The 17,029-nt window shown below is 63.4% G+C and carries 20 protein-coding genes and 1 pseudogene; 9 read left to right on the forward strand and 12 right to left on the reverse strand.

Annotated features, from left to right (window positions below; genetic code table 11):
• Positions 1–132 precede the first annotated feature (132 nt).
• From ACB032_RS10545 to ACB032_RS10565, 5 genes and pseudogenes are all read right to left on the reverse strand, one after another.
• Entirely contained in the window at positions 133–660 is a 528-nt protein-coding gene (locus ACB032_RS10545) for a protein disulfide oxidoreductase (RefSeq protein ID WP_371137899.1), read from the reverse strand.
• Positions 661–663: 3 nt separating this feature from the next.
• Positions 664–795, reverse strand: a pseudogene (locus ACB032_RS10550) (copper resistance protein); the annotation flags it as partial.
• A gap of 32 nt (positions 796–827) precedes the next feature.
• Positions 828–1,583 (reverse strand): DsbA family protein, encoded by a 756-nt coding sequence (locus tag ACB032_RS10555; protein WP_371137900.1) that lies wholly within the window; start codon positions 1,581–1,583, stop codon positions 828–830.
• Positions 1,584–1,593: 10 nt separating this feature from the next.
• Positions 1,594–3,636, reverse strand: coding sequence for a protein-disulfide reductase DsbD family protein (locus ACB032_RS10560; RefSeq protein WP_371137901.1), 2,043 nt, complete (start codon positions 3,634–3,636; stop codon positions 1,594–1,596).
• Positions 3,637–3,690: 54 nt separating this feature from the next.
• Positions 3,691–4,071, reverse strand: a complete 381-nt coding sequence (locus tag ACB032_RS10565; RefSeq protein WP_042064825.1) for a hypothetical protein — start codon at positions 4,069–4,071, stop codon at positions 3,691–3,693.
• A gap of 176 nt (positions 4,072–4,247) precedes the next feature.
• On the opposite strand from ACB032_RS10565, the gene ACB032_RS10570 reads away from it, so the two are divergent.
• From ACB032_RS10570 to pspG, 4 genes are all read left to right on the forward strand, one after another.
• Complete coding sequence (locus ACB032_RS10570) at positions 4,248–4,976, forward strand: 1-acylglycerol-3-phosphate O-acyltransferase (protein ID WP_011707454.1); 729 nt, start codon at positions 4,248–4,250, stop codon at positions 4,974–4,976.
• A 206-nt stretch (positions 4,977–5,182) separates the two neighbouring features.
• On the forward strand, positions 5,183–5,845 hold the full coding sequence (gene pspA, locus ACB032_RS10575) for a phage shock protein PspA (protein WP_043127157.1): 663 nt from the start codon (positions 5,183–5,185) through the stop codon (positions 5,843–5,845).
• A 2-nt stretch (positions 5,846–5,847) separates the two neighbouring features.
• Positions 5,848–6,054 carry a PspC domain-containing protein gene (locus ACB032_RS10580; RefSeq protein WP_017411260.1) on the forward strand — a complete coding sequence of 69 codons (207 nt, stop codon included), beginning with the start codon at positions 5,848–5,850 and terminating at the stop codon, positions 6,052–6,054.
• A gap of 42 nt (positions 6,055–6,096) precedes the next feature.
• Positions 6,097–6,315 (forward strand): envelope stress response protein PspG, encoded by a 219-nt coding sequence (gene pspG / locus ACB032_RS10585; RefSeq protein ID WP_010636066.1) that lies wholly within the window; start codon positions 6,097–6,099, stop codon positions 6,313–6,315.
• Between the two features lie 343 nt (positions 6,316–6,658).
• Here the strand turns inward: pspG and ACB032_RS10590 are convergent, their stop codons facing one another.
• The gene (locus tag ACB032_RS10590; protein ID WP_371137902.1) at positions 6,659–7,048 is read right to left on the reverse strand and encodes a GIY-YIG nuclease family protein; all 390 of its coding nucleotides are present in this window, start codon (positions 7,046–7,048) and stop codon (positions 6,659–6,661) included.
• Positions 7,049–7,103: 55 nt separating this feature from the next.
• Between ACB032_RS10590 and ACB032_RS10595 the strand changes: the two genes are divergently transcribed.
• Positions 7,104–7,811 (forward strand): substrate-binding periplasmic protein, encoded by a 708-nt coding sequence (locus tag ACB032_RS10595; protein WP_371137988.1) that lies wholly within the window; start codon positions 7,104–7,106, stop codon positions 7,809–7,811.
• Here the strand turns inward: ACB032_RS10595 and rarD are convergent.
• Entirely contained in the window at positions 7,793–8,695 is a 903-nt protein-coding gene (gene rarD / locus ACB032_RS10600) for an EamA family transporter RarD (RefSeq protein ID WP_371137903.1), read from the reverse strand. The two genes, ACB032_RS10595 and rarD, sit on opposite strands and share 19 nt — an antisense overlap.
• Positions 8,696–8,797: 102 nt before the next feature.
• On the opposite strand from rarD, the gene ACB032_RS10605 reads away from it, so the two are divergent.
• Entirely contained in the window at positions 8,798–9,379 is a 582-nt protein-coding gene (locus ACB032_RS10605; protein ID WP_102987937.1) for a uracil-DNA glycosylase family protein, read from the forward strand.
• A 10-nt stretch (positions 9,380–9,389) separates the two neighbouring features.
• Here the strand turns inward: ACB032_RS10605 and ACB032_RS10610 are convergent, their stop codons facing one another.
• A complete protein-coding gene (locus ACB032_RS10610) occupies positions 9,390–10,247 on the reverse strand; it encodes a DMT family transporter (RefSeq protein WP_371137904.1) in 858 nt (285 codons plus the stop codon).
• Between the two features lie 91 nt (positions 10,248–10,338).
• Between ACB032_RS10610 and ACB032_RS10615 the strand changes: the two genes are divergently transcribed.
• Entirely contained in the window at positions 10,339–11,256 is a 918-nt protein-coding gene (locus ACB032_RS10615) for a LysR substrate-binding domain-containing protein (protein ID WP_219305949.1), read from the forward strand.
• 91 nt (positions 11,257–11,347) lie between these two features.
• Here ACB032_RS10615 and znuB read toward each other — a convergent pair whose 3' ends face one another.
• Both znuB and znuC read right to left on the reverse strand, forming a co-directional pair.
• Positions 11,348–12,127 carry a zinc ABC transporter permease subunit ZnuB gene (gene znuB / locus ACB032_RS10620; protein ID WP_011707445.1) on the reverse strand — a complete coding sequence of 260 codons (780 nt, stop codon included), beginning with the start codon at positions 12,125–12,127 and terminating at the stop codon, positions 11,348–11,350.
• 21 nt (positions 12,128–12,148) lie between these two features.
• Positions 12,149–12,913, reverse strand: coding sequence for a zinc ABC transporter ATP-binding protein ZnuC (gene znuC, locus ACB032_RS10625; protein ID WP_371137905.1), 765 nt, complete (start codon positions 12,911–12,913; stop codon positions 12,149–12,151).
• A 94-nt stretch (positions 12,914–13,007) separates the two neighbouring features.
• Between znuC and znuA the strand changes: the two genes are divergently transcribed.
• Positions 13,008–13,922: a zinc ABC transporter substrate-binding protein ZnuA gene (znuA, locus tag ACB032_RS10630; protein ID WP_371137906.1), complete on the forward strand. Its 915-nt coding sequence runs from the start codon at positions 13,008–13,010 to the stop codon at positions 13,920–13,922.
• An 85-nt stretch (positions 13,923–14,007) separates the two neighbouring features.
• A complete protein-coding gene (locus ACB032_RS10635; RefSeq protein WP_201904132.1) occupies positions 14,008–14,682 on the forward strand; it encodes a transglutaminase-like cysteine peptidase in 675 nt (224 codons plus the stop codon).
• On the opposite strand, the gene ACB032_RS10640 is transcribed toward ACB032_RS10635, so the two are convergent.
• Both ACB032_RS10640 and ACB032_RS10645 read right to left on the reverse strand, forming a co-directional pair.
• Entirely contained in the window at positions 14,677–15,618 is a 942-nt protein-coding gene (locus tag ACB032_RS10640; RefSeq protein WP_371137907.1) for a TAXI family TRAP transporter solute-binding subunit, read from the reverse strand. The genes ACB032_RS10635 and ACB032_RS10640 overlap by 6 nt on opposite strands.
• Entirely contained in the window at positions 15,618–16,910 is a 1,293-nt protein-coding gene (locus ACB032_RS10645; RefSeq protein ID WP_324013226.1) for a LapD/MoxY N-terminal periplasmic domain-containing protein, read from the reverse strand. Before ACB032_RS10645 ends, ACB032_RS10640 begins: the two co-directional genes overlap by 1 nt.
• Positions 16,911–17,029: the final 119 nt, after the last annotated feature.

Genomic DNA, 17,029 nt, shown 5'->3' on the forward strand with positions numbered 1-17,029 from the left:
CTGGTGGCGTCGTGCGGGGCCTCGTCAGGGGCGGTTTGGGGCCGTTTGTGACTATTTTGTCAGTTCCATGGCGACCCATGTGTGACAGGGGTTGAAAAAACGCCCGGACTGGCCGGGCGTCGAGGTCATGGTTCAGCGCAGGCTGGCCCACAGCAGGCGGGCCTTGAGCCCGAGCCATGAGCTCCAGCCGGTGGTGCTGCTCACCAGCTTCCCATCCTTGATGATGAGGAAGGTGGGGGTGACCCCCACCTGCCAGCGAGCGGCCAGATCTCCTCGCTCATCGTTGTGGGTGGGAAAGGCGAGCCCCTTCTTCGCCATCCCGGCGCGCAACTGGTCATCGCTGCCGGAGCGCAGCGCCACCGTCAGCACGTTTTCATCCTGTTGCCAGAGCTGCTCCACCGTGGGGGTGGTGAAGCGGCAGACGCCACACCAGCTGGCCCAGTAGTAGACCAGCAGCGGCTTGCCGCGGCTCTGTTCGGCCAGGCTGGTGGTGGTGCCATCCTGCAGGGTGAAGGGGGCCTCCATGGCCCCCGCCGGCAGGGTGGGGCTGCGCCACAGATCCAGCAGGGTGGAGATGACCAGCGCCATCAGCAGCAGCCAGAGCGCCTCCTTGCCCCAGCGGTGCCAGCGTGGTGGCTTTACGACTGCATCTTCCGCCATGGTTTAGCTCCGCTTGGCCAGCTCGGCCTTCACCAGCTGCTCCAGCTCGTCATAGGGCACGGCGCCCGGTACCAGCTGGTTGCCGATGAGCGTTGCCGGGGTGCCCTGCACGCCAAGAAGGGTGCCGATGCGCAGTCGGTGTGGTCGCAGATCCATCACTGGCCTCCTCATACCCGCTTGGCCAGCTCGGCTTTCACCAGCTGCTCCAGCTCGTCATAGGGCACGGCACCCGGCACCAGCTGGTTGCCGATCAGGGTCGCCGGAGTGCCCTGCACCCCCAGGAGCGTGCCGATGCGAAGGCTATTGCGCAGCTCCTCGGTGGCCTTGGCATCGGGCTTGAGGGCGGTGTTGCCGGTGGCCGCCAGCGCCTTGTTGATGTCCGCCTCGGTCAGCATTCCCTGCTTGCTCATCAGCTTGTCGTGCAGGGCGAGGAAGCGGGCCGGCTCCTGCTGCCACAGGGTCAGGCTGTACTGGGCCGCCTTGGCGGAGCTCTGTCCCTTGAACGGCAGCAGCTTGATCACCAGCCCCAGCTCGTCGGGATAGGCCTTGAGCAGCTTGGTCAGCTGGGGATCGAACTGCTTGCAGTAGGGGCAGTTGTAGTCGGTAAACAGCACCAGGGTCAGCTTGGGGTGCTTGGCGCCGAGGCGCGGGCTGGTGGCGCTGTTGAACAGCACATCCTGATTGCCCTTGATGAAGTCGCCGAGCTGGGTCTCCTGGGCGGCGGCGTTCTGCTTCTCCCAGGATTCGGCCGCCTCGTCGAGGATCTTGGGGTTGGCGACCAGGGTCTCGCGAATGAGCTCCTTGATGCGTGCCTCTTGCTCCGGGGTGAAGGGCGCCGCCTGCAGCAAGGGGGCGCAGAGGGTGCCGGCAACCAGGGCGGTGCAGAGGGTAAGGGTGCGCAGTTTCAGGGTACGCAGGGTCATGGGATTCTCCTTAAAAGTGGGGGGCATCGGCCTGGACGAGGCCGGCCTGGTGCAACACGTCGAGCAAGTTGGCCTTGTCCAGCAGGGGCGAGAGGATCTCTCCCTCTGGCAGGCCGGGCCCGTAGATCTGGTTGAAGGGGACGGCGGCCGCACCGCGCTGGCGCAGGAAGGCGGAGATGGCATCGCTCGGCCGGCTCCAGTCGCCGCGCAGGGCCACCACGTCCGGGGCCGACAGGGCGCTCTGCACCTCGTCACGCAGCAGCACGTTGTACTTGTTGGCCTTGCAGGTGACGCACCAGTCGGCGGTGACGTCGACGAAGACCCGCTTGCGCTGGGCCAGCGCATCGACGATGGCCTGTTCGGAGAGCGGCTGCCAGGCAATGCGATCGACGCTGCCCGACCCCTGCGCTGTGAGGGCGCCACCCAGCAACAGGGCGCCGCCGATGAGTGCCGAGAGGGAGAGGGCCAGCGTGAAACCGCGCATGCCATAACGCCAGAGGATGCCAATCAGCAGCGCCAGCAGCATGGCGGCCATCAGCCAGCCGGTGGCCGTGCTGCCCAGATGGTTGCCAAGCAGGCTCGCCAGCCAGAGGCTGGAGCCCAGCATCATCAGCCCGAGCAGGATGCGTAGTCGCCCGATCCAGCGGCCCGGTTTGGGCAGCCAGAGGGCGAGGCGCGGCAGGGCCGCCACCAGCAGCCAGGGCAGGCTCATGCCAAGGCCGAGCGCCGTGAAGATGAGCCAGAGCTGGCCGAGCGGCGCCGCCAGCGCAAAGGCCACCGCGGTGCCGAGGAAGGGGGCCGAGCAGGGGGTGGCCAGCAAGGTGGCGAAGCTCCCCTGCAGGAAATGGCCACCGAGCCCCTTGCCGCCGCTGGTGGCGAGGCGAGTGCTGAGATTGCTGGGCAGACGGATTTCGAACAGCCCCAGCAGGTTGGCGCAAAACAGCAGGGTCACCGCCACCATGAAGCCGATGAAACCGGCGCTCTGGAACTGGATCCCCCAGCCGACGGCGCCCTGAGACACGCGCAGCAGGCTGCTCATGGCCGCCAGCACCCAGAAGGAGGCAATGATCCCGGCGCTGGCGGCGAGGAACTGCTTGCGCACCTGTCGCTGTTCGCTCTCCTGCTGCTGCAGCACGGTGCCCAGTTTCAGGGCCAGCACCGGCAGCACGCAAGGCATCAGGTTGAGGATGAGGCCGCCGAGCAGCGCCGCCCCCAGCAGCCAGATGAGAGGCTGGCCTGGGGTCGGCAGGGAGAGGGGGTCGGCGATGGTGGCGCGGGTCTGCCAGGCCTCATCGCCGCTGCCGAGCAACAGGCTGAGGGATTGGCCGCGCAAGTCAGGGGCATCCCCCTGCCAGCCATCGCTGACCGGGACCCGGGCAATCAGTATGTTGCCGTTCACCTCGAGCGCGGGCTTGCCGAACTCGGCCCCCTCCAGCGCATCGATGAAGAGCGCAGGCTCCTGCCATCCCTCCGCCCGCTCGGCGCGCAGCTGCAGCTGGTTGTGCTGGTAGCCGAGCTCGACCCGGGTGTCGGCGGGCAGCGTCTGCGGCAAGGTGCTCATGGTCTGGGCCCAGCCGAAGTCGAAACCGGCCGGTGCCTGTCCATCCACCGCCAGGGTGAAGGGGTAGTCGGTCAGGATGCAGACGTTGCTGCAGGTGGAGAGGCGCAAGGTGCCCTTGAGCGGCTGCCCGGTCGGGTAGTCGAGGCTCAGGGGGAAGCGCACCTGTTGCTGATAACCCTGAGTGCTGAGTCCAGCCACCTCGAAGGGGCGCGGCGTGGGCCAGTGCCACTGGAAGTCGCCGACCGGCTGATCCCACAGGATCTGGGGCGCTATGCCCCCTTCACCCGGGCTGCGCCAGTAGGTTTTCCAGCCGGATTCGAGGGCCACCTCGAGCAGGATGCGGGTGTGGTCAGGGGCGCTGCGGTCGGCTTGCAGCCGGACCTTGGCGTGATCGTTCTGGGGGCTGGTGAGCCAGCCCGTATCGCTGGCCAATCCGCTGGATTGCCACAGCAGGCAGCCCAGCAGCAGGCTCGCCTTGAAGAGAGTTGACATAGATGTTGTCTCGCAAAAAATGAATGACAGCAGGCCGAAAAAGCGCGGCTGAACTCATTCCCGCCAGACACAGAGGGTGAGGTGAAGTCGTCGTTCGGGTGGCGACACGGCCCGTGGCGGCGGCAGTGGCGGCGTGTAGCGCCAGAGCGGGGCCAGCAGCGCGATGAGCAGGGCCACCGCAAAGAACAGCTGTTCGAGACAGAGCAGGGTGGTGGCGCTCAGCCACTTGCCGTTGAGCTGGCAACTGCTGGGCTGCGGGCTGGCGGGCTTGCTCTTGTCGGCCTGGTCGTCGGCCGTGACGAAGGAGGGCAGGGCCTGACAGCTGAGAGCGTGATCGAGCAGGGCCAGCCGGGCCAGCGGCTGGGCAGCGCAATTGAGCACCAGCAGGCAGACCAGCAGCAGGAGTCGTTTCGCCACGCGTTGTTGGTGAATCATGCTCGCCCCGTTCATCAAGATGGCCACATCCTAACGGCCAACGCCGGGTGGGGCAAGCCGCCGTCCGTTTTAAGGCAGAGGGGCGGGTGGCAGGGGTGGTCGGTTCTGTTTGGCGAACGCTTGTTCGCTAAAAGGGGGACCAGTATACTGCGCCGAGTCAAAATCCGAGGTGTTCGATGCTCAAACTTGCCCGTGTGCTGCTGCTTGGTCTGCTGCTCATCTTCTGGTTCCTGTTCGGTCTGCTGCTTTGCCTGGTGCGTCCGCGCCATCCCAACAACGTCTATGTCTTCGCCCGCATGTATCATGCTGTCTGCCCGCTGATCGGGCTCAAGGTCCGGGTGACGGTGGCCGACGAGGTCAAATCGGTGGGGCCGGCGGTCTACGTCTGCAACCACCAGAGCAACTACGACATCTTCACCGTGACCGGTGCGGTGCAGCCCGGCGTGGTGGCGGTGGGCAAGAAGAGCCTGCTGTGGCTGCCCTTCTTCGGCCTCATCTTCTGGCTTTCCGGTAACGTGCTGATCGACCGCTCCAACCGCTCCCGCGCTATCGGCACCATAGGCCAGGTGGTGGAGCGCATCAAGAATCGCGGCACCTCCATCTGGATGTTCCCGGAGGGGACCCGCTCCAAGGGGCGCGGCCTGCTGCCGTTCAAGGCGGGGGCCTTCCACACCGCGGTACAGGCCGAGGTGCCGGTGGTGCCCATCGTCTGCTCCAGCTACTTCGGCCAGATCGATCTCAACCGCTGGGACAACGGCGAGGTGCTGCTGGAAGTGATGGCCCCGGTCTGCAGCAAGGAGCACGGCGCCGCCGGCATTCGCGACCTCTCCGACAACTGCCGCGCCCGGATGGAGGCCAAGCTGGCCGAGCTGGACAGCCAGCTCGGTCATCCCCGGGCCGCCTGAGTACGCCGCTGATTGCATGAGGGAGCCGCCGGCTCCCTTTTTTATTGGTGAAAATCACCACAGGATCGGTATTTTTCGCCACCAAGACGATATTGAAAATACCTGATAAAACCTCATCTATATGTAAGTAAAGGAAAAATCATTTTGGCACGGCTCTTGTAATGTCATGGGAAGAGATAGCCATCCCATCAACAAGGAGCCAGACCATGAGCGTATTTAGCCGCCTGACCGACGTGATCAATGCCAACCTGCACAGCCTGCTCGACAAGAGCGAAGAGCCGGAGAAGATGCTGCGGCTGATGATCGAAGAGATGGAACAGGTCCAGGTCGAGATGAGAACCCAGGCTGCCCGCGTCATTGCCGAACAGAAGCAGCTGGAGCGTCATCAGCAGGCATTGCAACACCAGATCCTGGAGTGGGCGGCCAAGGCCGAACTCGCCATCCAGAAGGGGCGCGAGGATCTGGCCCGGGCCGCGCTGACCGAGAAGCTGGCCGAGGCCAAAAAATGCGAACAACTGGAGCAGGACAAGGCGCGGGTCGCCGAGGTGCTGGCCCAGCTCACCGCCGACAGCGAGCAGTTGGCCGCCAAGCTGACCGAGGCGCGCGAGAAGCAGAAGCTGCTGACCCTGCGCGAGCAAACCGCTCACAGCCGGCTGCGGGCCCGTGCCCAGGTAGACAACCAGCGCATGCACGAGCTGATGGCCCGTTTTGACGGCTTTCAGGGCCGGGTCGATCAGCTGGAAGCCCAGCTGGAGGCGGCAACCCTGGGGCAGAACCCCTCGCTGGAGGCCCAGTTCCGCGAGCTGGAGCTGAACGACGAGATTGAACGGGAGCTGGCCCGCCTCAAGGGTCAAAAGGTGGAGGCATAACCATGACGCCCTGGCCGAAGGATCTTGCCCATCGCAAGCTGACCGGGGTCTGTGCCGGCATCGCCAACGGGCTGGGGCTCTCCAGGGTGACGGTGCGGGTCGCGGCCTTGATGGCGTTGATCCTGATGCCACCCCTGGCGCTGGCCGCCTATCTGCTGGCGGTGCTGATCATGCCGCCCCGTCGTGAATTGAAGCGCTGGCTGGATTGACCCCGGGTCACTCAGCGGCATTAACCCAGTGAGGAGCAAAACATGCTGGAATTTATCGTCTTGATGCTGGTTCTGGTCGGCATGGCGCTGGCCGGGTTCACCGTGCTGGCCATGCTGCTGGTGAGCGGCGTCTTCGTGCTGTTTGGCGCCCTGGCCGGCATGTTTGCCCTCATCATCAAGCTGGCGCCCTGGTTGCTGGTGCTGCTGGTGGTGTGCTGGTTCATCAGCAGCCGGCGCAAGCAGGCCAATACCTACCGTTGACACTCCCTGTTACCGGATCCTTCCTTGGTCGCTGCGTGCAGCGGCCTTTTTGCGTCTGCTGGTGGAGTGCTGGTTTCAGCCGCCGGCGCAAGCAGATTAATCAACCTACCGTTGACACTCCCCTGTTACCGGATCCTTCCTTGGCCGCTGCGTTTTGCGGCCTTTTTTGTGTCTGCCGGTGGTGTGCTGGTTTCAGCAGTCGGCGCAAGCAGGTTAATCAACACCTACCGTTGACACTCCCCTGTTACCGGATCCTTCCTTGGTCGCTGCGTGCAGCGGCCTTTTTTGCGTCTGCTGGTGGAGTGCTGGTTTCAGCAGCCGGCGCAAACAGGTTAATCAACACCTACCGTTGACACTCCCTGTTATCGGATCCTTCCTTGGCTGCTGCGTACCGCGGCCTTTTTTGTGTGCGGGTGTCGGCCAGCCATGACTGGCTGCAGGCGAGCCAGCGCTCCGGCTGGGTGATCAGCTGCTCCTTGAAGGCCTTGCTCTGCTGCTTGAGCCGGTATTCGAGGCGCAGTGCCGCCCCTTTCTCGCCGACAGCCTGCTGCCAAGCCAGGGTCAGCGGCCCCTTGCCACGCAGGGCGCGGGATCCCTTGCCGCTCTGATGCTGGCGCAGGCGGCGGAGCGGGTCCGTGCTGATCCCGGTATAGAGCAGGCCGCTGGCGGTGCGCACCATGTAGATGAACCAGTGGCTGGCGGGCGGTTCAGCGCCGGGAGCGGGTTCTCTCATTCGATCTCTCTGTGCCACACTCAAGAGCAGCTCAAGGAGGTGCGATGCGAGCGTGGTGGTGTCGATATCGGCTCATGGCGAGACGCTGCGTCTCTACGACTATCATCAGCACCCCCCCTTCATGACCGGGGATCAGACTGGTCTGAGCCGGGATCTGGTCAAGTATCTCAATGAAAAGCTTGGCGGAGAACCCAGGCTGGAACTTTGGCTGGTGAATCGGGCCAGACTGGCGCTGGAGATGTCGGACCCCGGCTTCGACGGCCTGGTGGCCTGGGTCAATCCCGCCTGGGTGGGAGATCCCCAGCGCGAGCTCTACCTCTGGACCTTCCCCATCATGCGCGATACCAACGAGCTCATCTCCAGCGTCGCCAGGCCGGTCATCTATCGCGGGCCCGATTCACTGAAGGGGATGACCTTTGGCGGCATCGAGGGGTATCGCTATCAGGGCATCGACGAGGCGGCGGCCAGGGGGGATCTGGTGCGGGTCGATGCCAAGAAGGTCAAAACCAACTTCAGCCTGCTGGTGCGCGGTCGCATCGACGTGACCCTGGTGCCGGGCTCGGCGCTCACCTTCTTCACCCATGACCCGGCCTTCGAGGGCAAGCTGTTCGTCTCGCCCTTTGCCCAGTCCAGCTATACCCGCCACATCTTGTTGCCAAAATCCCGCAGCGCACTGCACAGCCGGCTGAATAACATCGCCGAGCAGATGGACCGGGATCCCAAGTGGCATGCCATCCTGGAATCCTATCGTGGCAGGCCCTGAGCAGGGTTGCCGGCCCCGCGTCTGAGTTTGTGCAGCGGCAGCAGGCTCACCAGCAGGCCGGCCCAGACGAAGGCAAACCCCACCGATTTCACCGGATCCGGCGTCTCGCCAAACCAGAAGATGGCGAGCAGGAAGGCGAGGCTGGGCTCTATGTACTGCAGCAGACCCACCGTGCTCATGCGGGTGCGCATCATGCCGTAGCAGAACAGCCCCACCGGCAGCAGGGTGGCGGGGGCGCTGCCCATCAGCAGCAGTCGATCGGTCCAGTCACCGGCCACGAACTGGCTGGCGCCGCTCACCGCCAGAGCGCCGATGATCAGCAGGGCGACGGGCAACTGCACCAGCGCCTCGAGATAGAGACTGACGCCGGCGTCATAGTGGACCTTCTTCTTGAGCAGACCGTAGAGGGCGAAGTTGGCCCCCATGATGAGGGAGAACCAGGGCAGCTGGCCGTAAGAAAACAGCATGTAGGCCAGCCCCGCCAGCGCCAGCGCCACTGCCAGGTGTTTTTGCGGGGTGAGCTTCTCTTTGAGGAACAACACGGCAAACACGATGTTGAACAGCGGCGTCATGAAGAAGGCGAGGCTGGTGGCCAGCACCTGGCCGGTGGTGAGGCACCAGGTGAACATGCACCAGCTGATGGACATGACGGGGCCGGCCAGCAGGATGAGACCGAGCTGGCGCGGTTCGCTGCGCAGTCGCGTCCAGGGCACCCGGTAGCCGATGAGGAGGAACAGGACGCCCAGCAGCACCACCGACCAGAGTACCCGGTGGGAGAGCAGCTCCCACATGTTGACCGCGGGCATGAACTGGTAATAGAGGGGCAGCATGCCCCACAGCACGAATGAGAGGGCCGCGCTGCCGGTGCCCATCCAGTTCTTCATCTCGCTCCGTTTATTAAATTAAACAAATGTGGCTGCATGATAAGTATCTGCTGAATCTTTCACAAGCAGGATCCGGCGGAAAACTCTGCTACTATCGGGCCCATGAACCGACTCGACAGTTTGTTTGAACAGATCCGGGCCTGCCGCCTGTGCGAAGCACACTTGCCGCTCGGGCCCAGACCGGTGATCCGTGGCAGCGAGCGCGCCCGTCTGCTGATCATCGGCCAGGCGCCTGGCACCCGGGTACATGCCAGCGGCATCCCCTGGGACGATCCCTCGGGCGATCGCCTGCGCCAGTGGCTCGGGGTGGACAAGGCCACCTTTTACGATGAATCCCGTATCGCCATCATGCCGATGGGGCTCTGTTACCCCGGCAAGGGCAAGTCGGGAGATCTGCCGCCGCGCCCCGAATGTGCGCCCACCTGGCATGACAAGGTGCTGATGCTGCTGCCCAACATCGAGCTGACCCTGCTGATCGGCCAGTATGCGCAAGCCTACTACCTGCGGGATGCGGCGAAAGGGTCGCTGACCGAGACGGTACGCAGCTGGGCAGACTACGGCCCGGCCTGGTTGCCGCTGCCGCACCCGTCACCGCGCAACACCTTCTGGCTCAAGAAGAATCCCTGGTTCGAGCAGGATGTGATCCCCCATCTGCAACAAAGGGTCGCCCCACTGCTGGGGTGACCCTCGCTGGTTAGAGAGCCGGTTCGACCTGCGGTTTGGGCTTGCTGCGGGCCATGGCGATGAGCGGCAGTATGATGCACAGGCACCCCAGCAGCAGCGGCAGGCCCGGCTGCTCATCGAACAGCCACACCCCGATGGCGACCGCCATCAGCAGGCCGGTGTACTCTGCGGAGGCTATTTTGCTCGCTTCCGCCTTGCGATAGGCCACCACGCACAATCCCGCATAGACCATGATCAGCGCCGAAGAGCCGAAGGCGGGCCACCACATCTGCCACTGCCAGTTGCCCCCTTCCCACCAGGCCAGCGCCATGATGAAAGGCATGCTCAATACGTTGGTAAAGAACAGGGTCTGGGCGATGGGCTGCTGGAGCGGGATCCGCTTGATCAGCAGATTGTTGAGCGCCATGGAGAGCGCCACCCCGAGCGCCGCCAGCGCCGCCCAGTTCACCTCGGTGGGGCGCAGCACGATCAGCACCCCGACAAAGCCGATAAAGGCGGTCAGCACCTTCTGGCGCGAGATCGCTTCCCCCGCCAGCCACACCGCCAGTGGCACCATCATCAGCGGCGCCGCATAGAAGAGGGCGTTGGCGGTAGCAAGCGGCAGCCGGGTGAGGGCGATCACCATCAGGCAGACGCCGACGGCCCAGATATGGGCCCGCAGCAGATGCCACTTGAGCGCCACCGGCGGGTTGCGACGCCATGACCAGAGCAGCCAGGGGGCCAGCAGGATGGCGGCGGAGAGCTGGCGGAAGAAGACGAACTGGAACACCGGCTGGTCCGGCTCCAGCACCTTGACCAGCGCGTCGGAAAAGACCGCCACCATATTGCCCAGCACCAGATAAAGGATGCCGATCCCCACTGCATTCATACCACCTCCCATGTTTGATGAGGGAAGGGTAGCCCGCGTGCCGTTATCCAGTAAAATGATAAAAAATCACCATGCATGAGAATTTTGGATAATGAAGCTGCCCCCCCTGCGTGCCGTTCAATACTTCGAAGTGGTTGCCCGCCTGCTCAGCTTTTCTCGCGCCGCGGTTGAGCTCAACGTCAGCCAGAGTGCGGTCAGCCACCAGGTCCGCCTGCTGGAGGATTTTCTGGGTGAGCGGTTGCTGCTGCGCCAGGGCCGGCTGCTGTCGTTGACGGCGCAGGGGGAAGTCTATTTCGAGGGGATCTCCGCCGGGCTCGGCCAGATTGCCCAGAGCAGCGAGCAGTTGCGCGGTGGCGGCGAAATGCGGATCCGGCTCGCGGTCTACAGCTCGTTTGCGGTGAAGTGGCTGATCCCGCGCCTGGCGGGGCTGCGCCAGCTCTATCCCGAGCTGGATCTCAGCCTGGAGATGGTGGCGGAGGATCCCGAGCTCTCCGATCGGGTGGCGGACTGCTTCATCACCGTCTCTCCCAAGGGACCCGGTTATATGCACGATCTGCTCTATCGGGAGCGGCTGATGCCGGTATGTAGCCGGCGGCTGTGGCAGCAGGTGGAGGGGGAGTGGCCCGCAGCCCTGTGGCAACTGCCGCTGCTCTCCATCCAGGCGATCTACAAGGAGAAGGGGGAGGATTGGCGGCGCTGGGCCGACGTGGGCGGGCTGACGATCGCCCCCGAGGCGAGGATGCACCATTTCAGCCACATTCTGCTGGCACTGGAGGCGGCCAACTGGGATCAGGGGGTGGCGCTCATCAACGACTATATGCTGCAGCCGGAGGATCCCGGTCTGGTGCGACTGCCGCTGCATGCACTGGAGACCGGGGACAACTTCTATTTCGTCTGCAAGCGCTCGCGTGTCCATGAGCCCGCCATCAGCCGGCTGCGCCAATGGCTTTGGCAGGAGGCGCAAGCCAGCCTGCGTCCCGGCGAGAATGAACCACTCAGGCGTGTTTGAATAGGCTCTGCACTAGCAGGGCTGGTGGCGGGGATCCAGCGAAGGGCCGAGAGATGGAGTGGCCTGGCGGCAAGGCTCAGGCCACTTGGGTTCAGGCTTTCTTGAACTGGCTCAGGATAAACAGGCTGGTGGCGCAGACCACCACCGAAGGGCCGGCCGGTGTGTCCTGATACCAGGAGAGCAGCAGTCCGCCGAGCACGGCAAGGCAGCCGATGAGGGCGGCAAAGCCGGCCATCTGTTCCGGTGTCCGGCTGAAGCGGCGGGCCGTTGCCGCAGGGATGATCAGCAAGGAGGTGATGATCAGCGCCCCGACGAACTTCATCGCCACCGCGATCACCAAGCCAATCAGCAGCATCAGCACGCAGCGCAGCACATCGACCCTTACCCCTTCCACCCGGGCAAGCTCTTCCGAGATGGTCATGGAGAGCAGGGGATCCCACAACCGCCACAGGGTGAGCAGCACCAGGGCGCCGCCGCCATAGATCCAGAGCAGGTCCATCGGCTGCACCGAGAGCAGGTCACCGAACAGGTAGGCCATCAGATCCACCCGCACGTTGTCCATGAAACTCAAGGTGACCAGACCCAGCGACAGGGCGCTGTGGGCCAGAATGCCGAGCAGGGTGTCGGTGGCCACCTGCTGGTTGCGGCTCATGATCACCAGCAGCATCGCCATGGCGAGGCAGCAGACCACCACCGCCAGGGTGAGATCCACCTGCAGCAGGATGCCGAGCGCGATGCCGAACAGGCAGGCGTGGGAGAGGGTGTCGCCAAAATAGGCCATCTTGCGCCACACCACGAAGCTGCCGAGAGGGCCGGCCAGCAGGGCGATGCCGAGGCCGGCCGCGAGGGCGTATAACAGAAAGCTGTCCACTTGATGATCCTGTCGGGTACGTTATTGATTGCGGGAGGGCAGGCGAATGACGGGGGCCTGCGGTTCATGATGATGGTGTTCGCCGTCGCAGTGGTGATGGTGGGTGTAGACCGCCAGCACCTCCTGCTCCGGTCGGCCAAACAGACGGGCAAATTCGGGGTGGCGGGCCACGCTCTCCGGTTCGCCGTGACAGCAGACGTGGCGGTTGAGGCAGATCACCTCGTGGGTGCTGGCCATCACCAGGTGCAGGTCGTGGGAGACCATCAGCACGGCGCAGTTGAACTCGGCGGCCAGCTGGCTGATGAGGGCGTAGAGCTCGATCTGGCCGTTGATGTCCACCCCTTGCACCGGCTCGTCCAGCACCAGCAGCTCGGGTTTGACCAGCAGGGCGCGGGCCAGCAGCACCCGCTGCATCTCGCCGCCGGAGAGCTTTTGCATCCGGTTGTCCAAGAGATCTTCCGCACCGACCCGGTTCAGCGCCTCCTCGATGGGGAGGCGGCCATTCTTGCCAAGCTGCAGGAAACGGCGCACCGTCAGCGGCAGGGTGGGATCCAGATAGAGGCGCTGGGGCACATAACCGACCCGCAGGTCGCGGCTGCGGGTGATTTGGCCCGAATCCGGCGTGAGCAGGCCCAGTACCAGCTTGCTCAGGGTACTCTTGCCCGCCCCGTTGGGACCGACCAGGGTAGTGATTTTGCCTTTGTTCAGGGTAAAGGAGACCTTGTCGAGCACGGATCGTCCATCAAATGAAAGACAAACCTCTTTCAGCTCCACCAGTTGGGTCATGACAGCTCCGGGGTTTACAGCCTGTGAGAGTTATAATATAACAATAATGTTGGTTTGTTATATTATCACACACACACTTCCTGACGAGATCTCTATGCGAATTCTTGCCCTGATCACTGCCCTGCTGGCGGTGAGTCTGCCTGTCCGTGCCCTCGAGGTGCTGACCACCATCAAGCCGCTGGGTTTCATCGCGGCCGCCATCACCGACGGCGTAAGCGAGCCCAAGGTGCTGCTGCCGACCGGCGCCTCGCCCCATGATTTCTCCCTGCGCCCCTCCGACATTCGCAGCATCAATGAGGCCGATCTGGTGGTCTGGGTCGGCCCCGAGCTGGAAGGCTTCATGGCCAAACCGCTGGCCAAGCATCCCCATGTGTTGACCCTGACCCGGGTCGAAGGGATGCCGCTGTTCGATTACAGCAAGCAGGCCGGTCACGAAGAACACGCCGACGAGGCGCATGAAGGCCATGACCACGACGGTCATGAGGGGCACCACCACGAGGGCGTCGACCCCCACATCTGGCTGGGACCGACCCAGGCGCTGGTCATTGCCAATGCCCTGAGCGAAACCCTGAGCGCTCAGGATCCGGCCAACGCCGAGCGTTATCGCGCCAACCTGCTGGCGTTCAAGGCCAAGGTGGAGGCCAAGGACAAGGTGATTGCCGAGCAAATGAAGGCGGTGAACCGGAAGGGCTACTTCGTATTTCACGAGGCCTATGGCTACTGGGAGCGCCACTACGGCATGAGCTCCAAGGGCCACTTTACCGTGAGCCCGGAGCGACGCCCCGGCGCCAAGACCCTGGTGGAGATCCGCAAGGCGCTGGAAGAGAAAAAGGCGAGCTGCATCTATGCCGAGCCGCAATTCTCGCCGGCGGTGATCGAGTCGGTGGCCCGCAATACCGGTGCCAAGGTGCTGCTGCTGGATGAAGTGGGTGAGCAGGTGCCGCTTGGCCCGGATGGCTATCCCCGGTTCATGCAGCAACTGGCCGACGCTTTCGCCGAGTGCCGCTGACAGACCCGCCGAGCCGCCGTGCTCATCGATGGGGCGAGCGCAGCCAACTATACTGACCTCCAGCATCTGACAGGGAGTGTCTTGTATGAAATGGCTGCTCGTTCCCACCTGCACGTTGGCGCTATGCTGTGCCAGCGTGCAGGCATCCCGCCTCTCCGAATACATTGCCAGCCCCGAGTTGCGGGCAAAATTGCAGGAAGTGTATGGTGGTCGTGCCATTCAGCGGGCCGAGGCATTTTCGCGCCTGCTCACGCCCAGGGCCGGTACCACGGATCAGCAGAAGATCGAGCTGGTGAACAACTACTTCAACAACCTGACCTACAGCGATGATCCCAGGTTGTGGGGAGAAGCGGATTACTGGGCCAATCCGCTGGAGTTCATCGGCGCCCGCGGTGGCGACTGCGAGGATTACAGCATCTCCAAGTACTACACCCTGATGGAGCTGGGGGTGGACGAGAAGAAGTTGCGGCTGGCCTACGTCAAGGCGGTGCGTTACAACCAGTTCCACATGGTGACGCTCTACTTCGCGACCCCCAAGTCGGATCCGCTGGTACTCGACAACATCAACAGCCGGATCCTGCCCGGCAGCAAGCGGACCGACCTTATCCCCGTTTACAGCTTTGATGCCAAAAGCATCTGGATCATGAAGTCCCGCCGTGAAGGGACGCTGGCAGGCAGTGCCGACAGGTTGGCGCAGTGGACGTCGATGAAGACCCGGTTCTCCAGCGAGCAACTGCGCTCCCCCCGCCGCGAGCTATAGTTTGCCCGCGGTTTTCAACTCCTCGAAATATTTGGCCGCACCCGGATGCTGGTCGATGCTCAGCACCGGGCCGGTCTTATTGCGTGCCTGGTGGAACAGGTTGGCGTAGCCGTAGGTCTGCTCATTGAACTTGGTTTGCTGGGCCAGCATGGCCTTGGTCAGGCGGTAAACATCGGCTTCCGGCGTGCTGGCGGTGGTCACCAGGGTAGCTGCGATGGCAAAGGTCGGCGTCGCCTTGAGGTTGCCCGGGTAGATGCGCGCAGGCACCTGGCTGCGCTGGTAATACTTCACCCCCTTGAGCAGCTGATCCCGGGTTTCCCCCTCGATCGGCAGAAAACGCACGGCGCAGCGTTTGGCTGTATCCAGCACGATGCGGTTGGGGTGGCCCATCACCAGGCCATAGGCATCGATCTGCTTGCTGCAGAGCGACTCGGCCAGATTGGCCACGCTCTTGAGATCGAGATCCTGCTCCTTGGTGCCCAGCACGTTGAACAGGGCGAGCGCCGTCTGGCGGGTGCCTGAGCTCTTGAGCCCCATGTCGATGGGGGCCAGCTTGAGCTGCTCCAGGCTGGTGATATCGCCGTCGGCCCGCACCACTATGGTGAAAGGTTCGGCGTGGGTGGCGAAGATGGCTCTGAGCTCTGGCTGCGGCTGACTGGCATACAGACCCAGGCCGTGACTGGCTTGGTAAAGCCAGTCCGACTGCACCAGCGCATAGCGGGTCTCGCCACTTTTCAGCTGGCGCAGATTTTCGATGGAGCCCGAGGTCGCCTGCAGCTTGCACTGCAATCCGGCATCGCTCTTGTTGGCCAGCCGGCAGAACTCTTTGGCGATCTGGTGATAGATCCCCTGCTCACCGCCGGTGGCGATGGTCATGGTGTCGGCCAGCAGCGGCAGTGGGCACAGCAGAGCGAGCAACAATCCGGTCTTGTTCATCATGCCTCCTTGCTGGCGTAGCCATCGATGCCCCAGTTGCGCAGGGTATCGATATCCTGAATGTCGCCGGCCTCTGCCAGCAGGGTGTAGCCCGCGCTGTGCAGGCACTGGGCCACCAGATTCCAGTAGAGCGGGGCCTGGCTTGGCTGGCAGCTGATGAAGACAGGGTTGATGGGGTCGAGCTGATTGAAGGTCTCGTTGGTCATCGGGATGGCGCTGAAGGCCATCTCCACGCCCTGTTCCTGCAAGGCGGCCAGCCGCTCCTGGGCAAGGGGCGGCACATGTTCCTGATCCCAGCGCCAGTCGAGGGTCTTGCCTCTGCCCTTGGCCAGCAGGGCAGAAAATTGCGTCCAGTCAGCGTGACCGAGCAGGCTGAGCGGCAGTTGCAGTCCCTCGACCGTGTGGTGCAACCACAGATCGAGCAGGTGCCGGATCTCGTCCGGCGAGCTGTCCAGCGAGGGGGTGACCTCCGGAATGAGGCGGCTGTAGAGGCGAATGCTGCCCTGGGTCGAGAAGAAATGTTGTTGCAGCAGGCCTTCTCCCGCCTCCGCCAAGGTTTGCAGCGGCTGATTTGATATGGCGACCTGTTTGCTGAGCTGGCTGATCTTGAGCCGCTGTTGCAGCAGATCCCGTTTTCGTTCGGACACCAGCTGGTTGACCGAGGCAACCAGCTCCTTGAGATCCTGCAGCCAGGGGGAGGCCAGATTGCCGCTGAATTGGCGCTTGCGGATCTTCACCAACTGCTGGTTGATCTGCTCGAGCGGGCGCAGCAGCCGGTTGCAGACCCAGGAGATCACCAGGGTGAATACCAGTAGACCGGCCAGCAGTGCCGTGCCGGTACGGCTGATGGCATTCCATAGGTGCTGGTAGGCATAACCCGTGTGTCCTTCCAGGGTGAGGGTGCCCAGCATGCGCCAGCCATCGGTCAGCTCCTGCTCAATTTTTACCGGCGGCATGTCGATAACAGAGGGAAGCCAGGTCGGTACGTTTTGCTGCGCCGTGTGGAAGACCTTCTGAAACAGCACCTGGCCATCGGGATCCAGCAGGGTGACTGCGCTGACGAAGCCGCCGTCGAACATGGCGTTGACGATGGTTTCGGCCAGTACCTTGTCATCGTTGAGCAGGGTGCCCTGCAGCACCAGGCCGAGGGCCGTGATGGCGGTTTCCAGATTGGCAGACATCTGATCGAGGATGGACTGGCGTACCGTGGTGACCTCCAGCATGAACAGCAGGATGGCCCCGGCCAGGAACAAGATCAGGATGATTCGATTTAACAGTTTCGCTAACGACATATCCACTCCATGGAAAAGTTATCGCAACATGCTGAAACCTTGGGTCTGATGTGAGCGGACCCGGCTCTTAAAAATAGGAAAAAAATGGTTAAAAAAGACGATCATTTCTGCCCATAAAG

The organism is Aeromonas sp. S5(2024) (genome assembly GCF_041403025.1).
In the GTDB taxonomy this organism is placed as follows: domain Bacteria; phylum Pseudomonadota; class Gammaproteobacteria; order Enterobacterales; family Aeromonadaceae; genus Aeromonas; species Aeromonas hydrophila.

What these genes read in the sequence shown, in the direction of transcription:
- ACB032_RS10545 (WP_371137899.1), bottom strand. Translation starts at nt 660, where the DNA reads ATGGCGGAAGATGCAGTCGTAAAGCCACCACGCTGGCACCGCTGGGGC.
- ACB032_RS10555 (WP_371137900.1), bottom strand. Translation starts at nt 1,583, where the DNA reads ATGACCCTGCGTACCCTGAAACTGCGCACCCTTACCCTCTGCACCGCC.
- ACB032_RS10560 (WP_371137901.1), bottom strand. Translation starts at nt 3,636, where the DNA reads ATGTCAACTCTCTTCAAGGCGAGCCTGCTGCTGGGCTGCCTGCTGTGG.
- ACB032_RS10565 (WP_042064825.1), bottom strand. Translation starts at nt 4,071, where the DNA reads ATGATTCACCAACAACGCGTGGCGAAACGACTCCTGCTGCTGGTCTGC.
- ACB032_RS10570 (WP_011707454.1), top strand. Translation starts at nt 4,248, where the DNA reads ATGCTCAAACTTGCCCGTGTGCTGCTGCTTGGTCTGCTGCTCATCTTC.
- pspA (WP_043127157.1), top strand. Translation starts at nt 5,183, where the DNA reads ATGAGCGTATTTAGCCGCCTGACCGACGTGATCAATGCCAACCTGCAC.
- ACB032_RS10580 (WP_017411260.1), top strand. Translation starts at nt 5,848, where the DNA reads ATGACGCCCTGGCCGAAGGATCTTGCCCATCGCAAGCTGACCGGGGTC.
- pspG (WP_010636066.1), top strand. Translation starts at nt 6,097, where the DNA reads ATGCTGGAATTTATCGTCTTGATGCTGGTTCTGGTCGGCATGGCGCTG.
- ACB032_RS10590 (WP_371137902.1), bottom strand. Translation starts at nt 7,048, where the DNA reads ATGAGAGAACCCGCTCCCGGCGCTGAACCGCCCGCCAGCCACTGGTTC.
- rarD (WP_371137903.1), bottom strand. Translation starts at nt 8,695, where the DNA reads ATGAAGAACTGGATGGGCACCGGCAGCGCGGCCCTCTCATTCGTGCTG.
- ACB032_RS10605 (WP_102987937.1), top strand. Translation starts at nt 8,798, where the DNA reads ATGAACCGACTCGACAGTTTGTTTGAACAGATCCGGGCCTGCCGCCTG.
- ACB032_RS10610 (WP_371137904.1), bottom strand. Translation starts at nt 10,247, where the DNA reads ATGAATGCAGTGGGGATCGGCATCCTTTATCTGGTGCTGGGCAATATG.
- ACB032_RS10615 (WP_219305949.1), top strand. Translation starts at nt 10,339, where the DNA reads ATGAAGCTGCCCCCCCTGCGTGCCGTTCAATACTTCGAAGTGGTTGCC.
- znuC (WP_371137905.1), bottom strand. Translation starts at nt 12,913, where the DNA reads ATGACCCAACTGGTGGAGCTGAAAGAGGTTTGTCTTTCATTTGATGGA.
- znuA (WP_371137906.1), top strand. Translation starts at nt 13,008, where the DNA reads ATGCGAATTCTTGCCCTGATCACTGCCCTGCTGGCGGTGAGTCTGCCT.
- ACB032_RS10635 (WP_201904132.1), top strand. Translation starts at nt 14,008, where the DNA reads ATGAAATGGCTGCTCGTTCCCACCTGCACGTTGGCGCTATGCTGTGCC.
- ACB032_RS10640 (WP_371137907.1), bottom strand. Translation starts at nt 15,618, where the DNA reads ATGAACAAGACCGGATTGTTGCTCGCTCTGCTGTGCCCACTGCCGCTG.
- ACB032_RS10645 (WP_324013226.1), bottom strand. Translation starts at nt 16,910, where the DNA reads ATGTCGTTAGCGAAACTGTTAAATCGAATCATCCTGATCTTGTTCCTG.